We start from the raw sequence: 11,003 nt of genomic DNA on the forward strand, positions 1-11,003 counted from the left end.
TCTGTCTGTGTGTGTGATGAGTCTTGACCGCTTCCCCTATCGCGTTCCGCTGCTCAATGCCAGCCTCGTCGAGGACGACGCCGTGCGCGCCGCTACCCTGATGCGGGATGGTGATCCGGCCCGTGGCGTCGTCGATGCCCTGCATCGACATGTGGCCGACGCCTGGGCCATGCCCTACGTCGCCTGTTTCATGGGTGGGCGGTCGGCGCTGTTCGCCATTGTCCGCGCCCTGGGGTTGCAGCCCGGCGATCAGGTTCTAGTACCAGCGTTCACTTGCCAGGCGGTGACTAATGCCTTTTCGTTTCAGGGGGTCGAGGTCCGCTTCGTCGACATCGAGCTGGACACCTTTGGCATGGATGCTGCGGCGGCTCGCCGGGCCATCACACCCAGGACGCGGGCGATCCTGCTGCAGTACACATTTGGCCTGGTGTGTCGGGACATGGACGCGCTGTGCGATCTGGCCCGTCAGCGTGGGCTGCGCCTGATCGAGGACTGCGCGCATGCCACGGGCGGCACCTACCGGGGGCAATTGCTGGGGACCTTTGGCGATATTGCGTTTTTCAGCAGCGAGCGCTCCAAGATCGTCAACAGCATCCACGGCGGCTGGGCCATGACCCGCGACCCGGCCCTGGGGGCTGCGCTGACCGCGATTCATGCATCCGCCCCCGAACCTGATGCCGGTTACGTCCGGGCTTTGCTGGGCACGATGTGTCTGGCCTATCGGCAACGGCCGGATGTGGCGACGTCGTCATTGCCGCCCTGCCTGGCGGAACTATCCGTGCAGACAATGGCGGCGGTGCCGCAGATGCAGCCCGCCGAACTGAGCGGCCTGTTCACGCCACAGTACGGATGGAGGATGCCTGACGCAGTGGCGACGCTTCTGTTGCCGCAGTTGCAGCGACTGGATCAAATGCTGGCGCGCCGACGCGCCGGTGCCCACCGCTGGCGCGTCTGGGCCGAGCGCCACAGTGTGGCCCATGCCCGTGTGCTACCGGAGTCCGAGCCGGCCTGGCTGCGTTTCCCGATTCTGGTGGACGAGCAGATCAAGCGCTGTCCGGGCGATCTGGCGGACCAGTTGGGGTGCGAGATCGGCGTCTGGTTCACCACCCCCATGCACCCGCAGGCCCTGACGTTGCCGGATTGCCCACAAGGCATGCAGGCATCCCGGTGCTGCGTGAACCTGCCGACTTGGTTGCCTGGGCAGGGCGGTGACGGCCTGTCGGCCGTCTGATGATTTTTCAGTCCGATGTTTTTTCATTGAGCCGGTGGGAGCCGGCATGCGCGATTTTTCACATCTGGAGGTGAGCGATGGATATGCGCAGCAATACTTTCGAGCGTAGATGGTTTTTAGGTTTCATGCTTATGTACGTATTGATCATGATTCCATTCCCATTTTTCTTTAATACAAGCTATGTGCCAGGTTGGTTAGGGGTCCCGGTTTTCGTGTACGGGTGGCTGATCCATGGCGGCATCGTGCTGCTGATGATCGTTATGTTCGCACGGCAGTGCCTCAAGCGCCCAGAATATCGGGATTTCGACGATGAGTCGTCGCAAGGGGAAGTACGATGAACGAAGCGCCCATCCTGGTGCAGCCGGATCCCGGCCCTTTTTATGTGACGCTGGCGATCTTCTTTCTGGTCATGCTGGGCATCGGCTGGTACGCGACCCGCCAGACCAAGTCCCTGAGCGACTTCCTGGTGATGGGGGGCAAGGCCGGTGCTGTCGTCGGCGGCTTTGCGTATTTCGCCAGCCAGTACAGCATGAGCACGTTCATGGGGGTTCCCGCCATGACCTATGGAACCGGTTTTGCGGGCATGAGCATTTCCGTGCCGGGTCTGGCCTTCTCCATGATCGTGCCTGCGCTGTTCGTGGGCCGCAAACTTATGCTGATGGGCAGACAGTACGGCTTCATGACGATGACGGACTATCTGTCGGACCGGTATGAATCCAACGCCATCCGCGGCGTGCATGCAGTGATGATGCTGGCGTTCGTTATCGCCATGATGGGAGCACAGACCGTGGGCGCCGGGGTCATCTTCAACGTCTTCACCGGCGGACCCGAATGGGTCGGTGTCGTGGCGATGGGCATTGTGGTGACGATCTATTGCATCGCGGGGGGCATGCGCGGTGCGATGATGACCGACGTCCTGCAGGGCGCCTTGATGGTGATCACCGCTGTGGTGACATTCGTCGTCACCGTGCACATGGGCGGCGGCATGGAAACCATCACGGCCAAGCTGGCGGCGGACAATCCCGCCCATCTGACGTTCCCCGGCACCAAGGGCAACTTCCCCTGGGCGACCTACATGTCCATGATCGTGATGTGGAGTTTCTTCACGATCGGGCAGCCGACGCTGTTCACGAAGTTCTTCACCATGAACAGCTACCGCACCATGTTCAAGGCTGTGATCCTGGGCACGATGGGCATGCTGTTTTCGGCCACGCTGATCGAATGGTCGGGCGTCAACGCCTCGACGTTCATTCATGGGCTGTCGGGCAAACAGGCGGATTTCATCGTCCCGATGGTCCTGCAGCAAAGCTTGCATCCCTTCCTGGCAGCCCTCTTGATCACCGGCATCGTTTCGGCCGGGATGTCGACGATTTCCGCGCTGCTGGTGGTGGCCACGGGCGGGGTGACGCGCGACCTGTATCAGAACTTGCTGCATCCGCAGGCGTCACAGGAACGCTTGCTGCGGCTGTCGCGCTGGATGACGGTGGTGCTGGGCATGCTGGCCGTCGTGATCGGTATCGAGAAGCCGGCCGGCATCTTCGCGCTGATCCGTTTCGCGTTCGGCGGGCTGGGTATCTGGGTAGCACCGGTGATCCTGGGCATGTACTGGAAGCGGGCGACCCGCACGGGCGCCATCAGCGCGGTGATTCTGGGTGAGGTGTTGTATGTCGTGATCGTGGCCTGGCATAAGGAATGGGCTTTTGGCTTCGATCCGCTGATCGTCAGTTGGTGCTGCACGATGGTCGTGATGGTCGGCGTCAGCCTGGTCACGCGCAAGGCCAGCCAGGAAACCCTAGATCGCCATTTCGACAAGTTGCACCATGCAGAGCATGCACTGGGTCAGTCCGTGGCATCGAGGCGGGTGGCAAGCGCGACGCAAGCTTGAACATGGACGCCGGGGCACGCCCCGGCGTCTGAACAGCAGACAAGGAGATCAATCATGCAGATCGAACAAATGAACTGGTTTCAGGCCGAAGAACACCTGAAACACGATGACCGCGTCATCATGCCCCTGGGCAGCACGGAACAGCATGCATACCTGAGCCTGTGCACGGATTTCATCCTGTCTTCGCGGCTTGCCCAGGAAGTCGGTGATCGTGTCGGGGTGCCGGTCTATCCGGGACTGCCGTTTGGCATGACGTCCTATTTCAAGGAATTCCCGGGCACTGTCAGCCTGCGCCCGGACACCTACGGCGCGCTGATCACCGATATTCTGGACAGCCTCTATTACAGCGGGTTTCGCCGTGTCTTTCTGATCAATGGCCATGGCGGCAACAGCCCGGTCCAGACCTACATCGGCAACTGGCTGAATCAGCACGAAGACGCCCGCGTCGTCATCCACAACTGGTGGGCCTCTCCCGCTGTCATGTCGCGGGTGCGCGCCATTTCCACCAACGCTTCGCATGCGTCCTGGATGGAGAACTTCCCCTGGACCCGGATCGAAGGCGTCCAGATGCCGAACGAGGAAAAGCCCGGCATCAACCCCGCGAAACTGGGTCAGTTACCTGCCAGTGCCGTGCGCGCCTACATCGGTGATGGCAACTATGGCGGCGAATATCAGCGTCCGGATGCAGAAATGGCCGACATCTGGGCGGCTGGTGTCGAGGAAACCTGCCAGTTGCTCGATACCGTGTGGATGAAGTGATCGGTGGGCACCGCAGACCGCCCGAGTCTGCCGATGCGCGCGGCATGAGGTCTTGTCCAGAGAGCTCCTAATAAAACCCCCGCTCCCCCTCCGGCCGCGTCTTGAATCTCCGGTGCACCCAATAGTATTGCGCCGGGTCGCGGCGGACCTCGTCTTCGATCAGGGTGTTCAGGCGCGCGGTGGCGGTTTCGGGGTCGTCTTCACCGGGGAAGCGCTCCACCGGCGGGCCGACGTCCACGCGGTAGCGGCCCGTGTCGGGGTCCAGGCGGCTGATGACGGGCACCACCGCGGCGTCCCAGGCGGCGGCGATCTGGGCGGCCGACAGCAGGGTGGCGGCGGGCACGCCGAAAAAGGGGATGAAGGCGCTGCCCTGGCGGCCGAAATCCATATCCGGCAGGTAGTACACGGGGATGCCTTTGCGCAGATGCCGGATCAGGCCGCGCACGCCGTCGTGGCGGCTGACCAGGTGGACCTGGTTGAAGCGCCCGCGTCCCAGGCGCACGATCTCGTCCACGTCGGCGTCGCTCTGGCGCGTGTACAGCGTGGCGGACTCCTTCAGAAACAGGGTCAGGCGCGTGGCGGCGGCGTCCAGGGCGGTGAAGTGCGGCGCGAACATCAGGATGCGGCGCCCCTGATCCAGCAGCGTCTGCAGATGCTGTTCGCCATGCAGTTCGACCGTGTCCAGAATGCGCTCGGGCGTGCCGAACCAGCACAGGCCGCGGTCCACGACGGACTGGGCCAGCAGGCGGAAATGGCGGCGCGCCAGGGCGTCCCGCTCGGCCGGCGGCAGGTCGGGAAAGCAGCGCTCCAGGTTCACCCGGACGATGTGGGCACGGGAGCGCAGCAGGTGCGGCGTCAGCCGCCCCAGGACGCGCCCCCAGCGCAGCCGCGTGCGGTCGGAACAGCGGCCGAAATAGCCCAGGATGGCGCGCAGCAGGGGTTTTTTATCGAAAGCCATATCGGGGAAATCAGGATCGGGCAGCGATGGAGACTGGGTATTCAGGGATTCTTTGGATCAGTCGGGCGGAAACTCAGCGCTCAAGCCGGATCATGCGGCGCCGATGCAGGTGCTTCAGGCATGGGCGGGGCATCGTCCGGGATCTTGTAGCGGTTGTAGCTCCACAGATATTGTTCTGGAAAGCGCCGGATCAGGGTTTCCATCGCCTGGTTGATGGCGGCGGCCAGGGCCTCGGGCGTGGCGGGCAGCGGTTCGGGCAGGCGCAGGTAGTGGATGCGCCAGCCGCGTCCGCCCGGCAGGCGTTCGCCGGCGGTCAGGATCACGGCCACGCCTGTTTGCAGGGCCAGGCGCGCGGCCAGGGTCATGGTCAGGGCATAGCGGCCGAAGAAGGGCAGCCAGACACCGTCGCCTTCGCGCGGCACCTGATCGGGCAGCATGCCCACGGCCTCGCCGCGCTTCAACGCGCGCACGAATTCGCGCACGCCGTTGCGGTTGGCCGGCACGGCATGCAGATTGTGCATGTCGCGCGCGGACTCGACGATAGGGTCCAGCACCGGGCTGCGCGAGGGGCGGAACATCACCGTCAGCGGGCCGTATTGCGTCAGGTGGCGGGCAGTGATCTCGAAGCAGCCCAGGTGGGGCGTCAGGTACAGCACGCCCCGGCCCTCGGACAGGGCCTCGCGCACCACGGATTCCTGGTCGCCGCCCGTCAGGGCCAGGCATTGCGGGGTACGCCACCAGACCTTGGGGATCTCCAGAATCATGGCGCCGGATTCGGCGGCTGCGCGGCGGCCGAAGGCCGGGTCGGTGTAGCCGGCTTGCGCGGCGTTGGTCCGCAGGCGACGGCGGTAGCGGCCCGGGAACAGGTAGACGGCCGTGCCGAGCAGCCGGCCAATGGCCTGAAGCCAGGACAGAGGCAGCGCGGCCAGAAGGCGGACGAGAAGCAGCGGCATGAGGGGTCGAGTGACGGTTTTTCCCGGTGCGCCACACGGTCCGCGCGAGTGCGCGTATCGTGCAAACACCACATCGGGAATATGCTTTCTTTTGGACAACTGCCATTTTCGCTTAAAATGGCGGGGATCGCTGAGTTAACCCGACAACTTGCGGAGCGATCACCTGGCGGTGCAATCCGTCCGGGCTTTTTTCCGCTAAAGCGTCGCGCCCCGATACATCCAGAGGTGCAACGCGTTTCGTTCAACCTCTCGCCGGCACCCCGGCGTTCATACAGGACGTATCGCTGTGGCAAACAACGATTTTCTCTTTACTTCCGAATCCGTCTCCGAAGGCCACCCCGACAAGGTCGCCGATCAGATTTCCGACGCCATCCTCGACGCGCTGCTCGAACAGGATCCGAACTCCCGCGTCGCCGCCGAAACCCTCTGCAACACCGGGCTGGTCGTGCTGGCCGGCGAGATCACCTCGCGCGCCAACGTCGACTACATCCAGGTCGCTCGCGACACGATCCGCCGGATCGGCTATGACAATACCGACTACGGTATCGACTACAAGGGCTGCGCGGTGCTGGTCGCCTATGACAAGCAATCCCCCGACATCGCCCAGGGCGTGGACCGTTCGCCGGAAGACATCCTGAACCAGGGCGCCGGCGACCAGGGCCTGATGTTCGGCTACGCGTGCGACGAAACCCCCGACCTGATGCCCGCGCCGATCTGGTACGCGCACCGCATCATGCAGCGCCAGGCCGAACTGCGCAAGGACGGCCGCCTGCCCTGGCTGCGTCCGGATGCCAAGTCTCAGGTCACCTTCCGCTACATCGACGGCAAGCCGGCCGCGGTCGATACCGTGGTGGTGTCCACTCAGCATCATCCCGACATCTCCCAGGCCGATATCCACGACGCCGTCATTGAACACATCATCCGCCCGGTCTTCGCCGACGGACTGCTCACGGACAAGACCAAATTCCTGGTCAACCCCACCGGCAAGTTCGTCATCGGCGGCCCGCAGGGCGACTGCGGTCTGACGGGTCGCAAGATCATCGTCGACACCTACGGCGGCGCCTGCCCGCACGGCGGCGGCGCGTTCTCCGGCAAGGATCCGTCCAAGGTCGACCGCTCCGCCGCCTATGCCGCGCGCTACGTGGCCAAGAACATCGTGGCCGCCGGTCTGGCACGCCAGTGCCAGGTGCAGGTCAGCTACGCCATCGGCGTGGCCGAGCCGATCAACATCACGGTCTACACCGAAGGCACGGGCGTGATCCCCGACGACCAGATCGCGCGCCTGGTGCGCGAGCACTTCGACCTGCGTCCCAAGGGCATCGTCAATATGCTCGACCTGCTGCGTCCCATCTACGCCAAGTCCGCCGCCTACGGCCATTTCGGCCGCAGCGAACCGGAATTCAGCTGGGAAGCCACTGACAAGGTTCAGGCGCTCAAGGCCGCGGCCTGATCCCGCAAGGCCTTCAAGACCCCGTCAGCGCCTCGTACACCAGGACCGCGCCCGTCAGCGGCAGGCGGCGATATAATGATCCCCTTTTCCTGAGGGGCGCTGCACCGGTCCCGCCACCCGTCCCGGGTGAGCATGCGGACCGCCAGGCTCAGGAACCTTCTTCATGAACGGCGCCCATCGTTGCCCTGCGCGGGCGGGGATGGGCGTAACCGTCCGCCCCTCGCGCAGGCTCTACAGGACCACCATGAGCACTGCACACGACTACGTCATCGCCGATATCGCCCTGGCCGATTGGGGCCGCCGCGAACTCGCCATCGCTGAAACCGAAATGCCCGGCCTGATGGCCACGCGCGAAGAATTCGCCGCTTCGCAGCCCCTGAAGGGCGCGCGCATTGCCGGCAGCCTGCACATGACCATCCAGACGGCGGTGCTGATCGAAACACTGAAGGCGCTGGGCGCAGAAGTCCGCTGGGCTTCGTGCAACATCTTTTCCACCCAGGACCATGCGGCGGCCGCCATCGCCGCCGGCGGTACGCCGGTATTCGCCGTCAAGGGCGAATCCCTGGAAGACTACTGGCAGTACACGCACCGCATTTTCGACTGGCCGGGCGAGCAGGCCAATATGATTCTGGACGATGGCGGCGACGCCACGCTGCTGCTGCATCTGGGCGCGGACGCCGAAAACGACGCGTCCGTCATTGCCAAGCCCACCAATGAAGAAGAGCGCGTGCTGTTTGCCGCCATCAAGGCGCAACTGGCTCGTGATCCGAAGTGGTATTCCACGCGCCTGGCGCAGATCCAGGGCGTGACCGAGGAAACCACCACCGGCGTGCACCGCCTGTACCAGATGTCCCAGCGCGGCGAACTGAAGATCCCCGCCATCAACGTCAATGACTCGGTCACCAAGTCCAAGTTCGACAATCTGTACGGCTGCCGCGAGTCTCTGGTGGACGGCATCAAGCGCGCCACCGACGTGATGGTGGCGGGCAAGATCGCCATCGTGTGCGGCTTTGGCGACGTGGGCAAGGGCTGCGCCCAGGCCCTGGCCGCCCTGCGCGCCCAGGTCTGGGTCACGGAAGTCGATCCGATCTGCGCCCTGCAGGCCTCGATGGAAGGCTACCGGGTGGTGGATCTGAATGACAAGGACGTGGTCGAGCAGGCGGACATTTTCGTCACCGCCACCGGCAACTATCACGTCATCGACCGCGATCACCTGTATCGCATGAAGGACCAGGCCATCGTCTGCAACATCGGCCACTTCGACAGCGAGATCAACGTCGCTTCGGTGGAAGACCTGCAATGGGAAGAAATCAAGCCCCAGGTCGATCACATCATCTTCCCGGACGGCAAGCGCGTCATCCTGCTGGCCAAGGGTCGCCTGGTGAACCTGGGCTGCGCCACCGGTCACCCGTCCTTCGTGATGTCGGCTTCGTTCACCAACCAGACCATCGCCCAGATCGAGCTGTTCACGCGCGGCGATCACTACAAGGCCGGCCAGGTCTACGTGCTGCCCAAGCATCTGGATGAAAAGGTCGCCCGCCTGCACCTGAAGAAGCTGGGTGTGCGCCTGACGACGCTGTCGCAGAAGCAGGCCGACTACATCGGCGTGCCGGCTGCGGGTCCGTTCAAGCCGGAACACTACCGCTATTGATCCCTGCGGCGCCCCCGGTGCGCCGGGGGCGGGCGCCCGTCCGATTCCGATTTCTTTTCCGGGAGTTCCATCATGCTGCTGCTCGTCTGGATCCTGAATGCCGTGGCCCTGCTGATCGTGGCCTACATCCTGCCCGGCATCACCGTGGCCTCGTTCGGTTCGGCCCTGATCGCCGCGCTGGTGCTGGGCCTGCTCAATACCGTGATCAAGCCTTTGCTGATCCTGTTGACCTTGCCGCTGACCATCGTCACGCTGGGCCTCTTCCTGCTGGTGCTCAACGCCCTGGTGTTCTGGTTCGCCGGTTCCGTCCTGAAGGGCTTTCAGGTGGACGGCTTCTGGTGGGCCGTGATCGGCGCGATCGTCTACAGCATCGTCTCCACGGCGTTGGCGGGGTTGCTGGCTTCATGAACGCGCCTGCTTCCCCCACGATCAGTCTGGAATTCTTTCCGCCACGGGACATCGCCGCCCAGGAACGCCTGGTGCGCTCCGCCAAGCGGCTGTCGGCTCTGCGGCCGGCCTACGTCAGCGTGACCTTCGGCGCGGGCGGCTCGACCCGCTCGGGTACGGTCGATACTGTGCAGATGATGCAGAACCTGGGTGTGGACGTGGCGCCGCACCTGTCCTGCATTGGTGCGACGCGCACTGATCTGCGCGCCATCCTGGACGACTACCGTGCGCGCGGCATTCGCCGCCTGGTCGCCCTGCGCGGCGACCTGCCTTCGGGCATGGGCGGCGATACGGGCGAACTGCATCACGCCGTCGATCTGGTGCATTTCGTGCGCGAGCACTATGGCGACCACTTCCACATCGAAGTTGCGGCCTATCCCGAAATGCATCCCCAGGCCGAAAGCGCCGAGACTGATCTGCGGCGTTTCGTGGACAAAGTCCGCGCCGGGGCCAATGGCGCCATCACGCAGTATTTCTTCAACCCTGACGCCTATTTCGATTTCGTCGACCGGGTGCGCGCGCACGGGCTGGACATCCCCATCACGCCGGGCATCATGCCTTTGACCAACTACACCCAACTGGCGCGCTTCTCGTCCATGTGCGGGGCGGAAATCCCGCGCTGGGTGCGGTTGCGGCTGCAGGACTTCGGCGACGACAAGGCGTCCATCCGCGCCTTCGGCGTCGACGTGGTCACACGGTTGACGGCGCGGCTGCTGGAGCACGGCGCGCCGGGAGCGCACTTCTATACCTTGAACAACGCCGACGCGGTGGCGCAGATCTGCGCCAACCTGGGGCTGGACGCCTAGCTGTGAGGTTCCAATAGCCTACAGTTCCGGCGCCGGCACGGCCCAGCCCTTGTCGGTCAGGATCGTGTCCAGCCGGACGTCGTGCGCGGCGGGCGTATAGGATTCGCCGCTGAGGTCGCCGCAGGCCCAGGCAATGCCCACCGTCGTGAACGCATGGCCGGTCGCCTTCAGCGCGGCCAGGGTGCGGTCGTAGTAGCCGCCGCCGTAGCCCAGACGGTCGCCCTGGCGCGTGTAGCCCAGCGTGGGGACCAGCACGATGTCGGGGGCGGGGGCTTCGGGACCGTCGGGTTCCTGGATGCCGTAGGCGCCCGGTTTCATGGGGGTGTCCGAGGTCCAGGCGCGAAACTGCAGCGGCTGGGCGGGCGCGGTGACGACCGGCAGCGAGACCGTCAGGGTTTCGTCTTCCGCCCATTGGTCCAGCAGGGCCCGCAGGGCGGGCTCGTCGGCCATGGACCAGAACGCAGCGATGTGGCGGACGTCGGGACGGCCCGATTCGCGCAGACGGGTGCGGTTGGTCGCCAGCCAGGTGTACAGGCGGCCGCGAATCAGCAGTGCGCCCCGGTCGCGGTCCTGGGGCGGAAGGTCGGCGCGGCGCTGTTTGAGTCGCGCCCGCAGGGCGGCTGCGTTATCCTGTGCGTTCTGATTCATGGTGTGACTGGCTTGCGGGGTTTGGGGCGATGGGGCGTAACGTTATAGGATATCCGGGATTGGCCGGAGGTGCAGGGGCGGTGTCGCCCCGGCCGTGCCATGGGGCCTTGGCCTGGGGCCTGGCGGCCTTGTTGGGGCTGGCCGGCTGTGCGGGCGCCCAGGCGCCCACGGCGGCTGAACAGCAGGCGGGCGAGGCCCCGCGCATGGCCCTGGCC

Annotated in this window: 11 protein-coding genes and 1 riboswitch; of the genes, 8 read left to right on the forward strand and 3 right to left on the reverse strand. The window is 64.7% G+C overall.

Features of this window, described 5'->3' with window-relative positions; genetic code table 11:
• The first annotated feature begins 16 nt into the window (after positions 1 to 16).
• The 4 genes from WA983_RS12555 to WA983_RS12570 all read left to right on the forward strand — a co-directional run bounded on the left by WA983_RS12555 (position 17) and on the right by WA983_RS12570 (position 3,875).
• Positions 17 to 1,231 (forward strand): DegT/DnrJ/EryC1/StrS family aminotransferase, encoded by a 1,215-nt coding sequence (locus tag WA983_RS12555; RefSeq protein WP_424249855.1) that lies wholly within the window; start codon positions 17 to 19, stop codon positions 1,229 to 1,231.
• Positions 1,232 to 1,308: 77 nt separating this feature from the next.
• Positions 1,309 to 1,569: a hypothetical protein gene (locus tag WA983_RS12560; protein WP_424249853.1), complete on the forward strand. Its 261-nt coding sequence runs from the start codon at positions 1,309 to 1,311 to the stop codon at positions 1,567 to 1,569.
• Complete coding sequence (locus WA983_RS12565; RefSeq protein WP_424249851.1) at positions 1,566 to 3,116, forward strand: sodium:solute symporter family transporter; 1,551 nt, start codon at positions 1,566 to 1,568, stop codon at positions 3,114 to 3,116. Before WA983_RS12560 ends, WA983_RS12565 begins: the two co-directional genes overlap by 4 nt.
• Before the next feature lie 54 nt (positions 3,117 to 3,170).
• The gene (locus WA983_RS12570; protein WP_424249849.1) at positions 3,171 to 3,875 is read left to right on the forward strand and encodes a creatininase family protein; all 705 of its coding nucleotides are present in this window, start codon (positions 3,171 to 3,173) and stop codon (positions 3,873 to 3,875) included.
• Positions 3,876 to 3,942: 67 nt separating this feature from the next.
• Here WA983_RS12570 and WA983_RS12575 read toward each other — a convergent pair whose 3' ends face one another.
• Both WA983_RS12575 and WA983_RS12580 read right to left on the reverse strand, forming a co-directional pair.
• Entirely contained in the window at positions 3,943 to 4,833 is an 891-nt protein-coding gene (locus WA983_RS12575) for a lysophospholipid acyltransferase family protein (RefSeq protein ID WP_424312121.1), read from the reverse strand.
• Positions 4,834 to 4,913: 80 nt separating this feature from the next.
• Positions 4,914 to 5,786 (reverse strand): lysophospholipid acyltransferase family protein, encoded by an 873-nt coding sequence (locus tag WA983_RS12580; protein WP_424312122.1) that lies wholly within the window; start codon positions 5,784 to 5,786, stop codon positions 4,914 to 4,916.
• Positions 5,787 to 6,072: 286 nt separating this feature from the next.
• On the opposite strand from WA983_RS12580, the gene metK reads away from it, so the two are divergent.
• From metK to metF, 4 genes are all read left to right on the forward strand, one after another.
• Complete coding sequence (gene metK / locus WA983_RS12585; RefSeq protein WP_424248058.1) at positions 6,073 to 7,236, forward strand: methionine adenosyltransferase; 1,164 nt, start codon at positions 6,073 to 6,075, stop codon at positions 7,234 to 7,236.
• An 85-nt stretch (positions 7,237 to 7,321) separates the two neighbouring features.
• Positions 7,322 to 7,419: riboswitch (S-adenosyl-L-homocysteine riboswitch) on the forward strand.
• Positions 7,420 to 7,480: 61 nt separating this feature from the next.
• Complete coding sequence (ahcY, locus tag WA983_RS12590) at positions 7,481 to 8,887, forward strand: adenosylhomocysteinase (protein ID WP_424248056.1); 1,407 nt, start codon at positions 7,481 to 7,483, stop codon at positions 8,885 to 8,887.
• Positions 8,888 to 8,956: 69 nt separating this feature from the next.
• Entirely contained in the window at positions 8,957 to 9,295 is a 339-nt protein-coding gene (locus tag WA983_RS12595) for a phage holin family protein (protein ID WP_424248070.1), read from the forward strand.
• Positions 9,292 to 10,140: a methylenetetrahydrofolate reductase [NAD(P)H] gene (gene metF, locus WA983_RS12600; RefSeq protein WP_424312123.1), complete on the forward strand. Its 849-nt coding sequence runs from the start codon at positions 9,292 to 9,294 to the stop codon at positions 10,138 to 10,140. The genes WA983_RS12595 and metF overlap by 4 nt, the downstream gene beginning before the upstream one ends.
• Positions 10,141 to 10,158: 18 nt before the next feature.
• Here the strand turns inward: metF and WA983_RS12605 are convergent, their stop codons facing one another.
• Positions 10,159 to 10,788 carry a 5-formyltetrahydrofolate cyclo-ligase gene (locus WA983_RS12605; protein ID WP_424312124.1) on the reverse strand — a complete coding sequence of 210 codons (630 nt, stop codon included), beginning with the start codon at positions 10,786 to 10,788 and terminating at the stop codon, positions 10,159 to 10,161.
• Between the last annotated feature and the right edge of the window lie 215 nt (positions 10,789 to 11,003).

Origin of the sequence: Castellaniella sp., from assembly GCF_049650445.1 — a bacterium.
GTDB lineage: Bacteria > Pseudomonadota > Gammaproteobacteria > Burkholderiales > Burkholderiaceae_B > Castellaniella.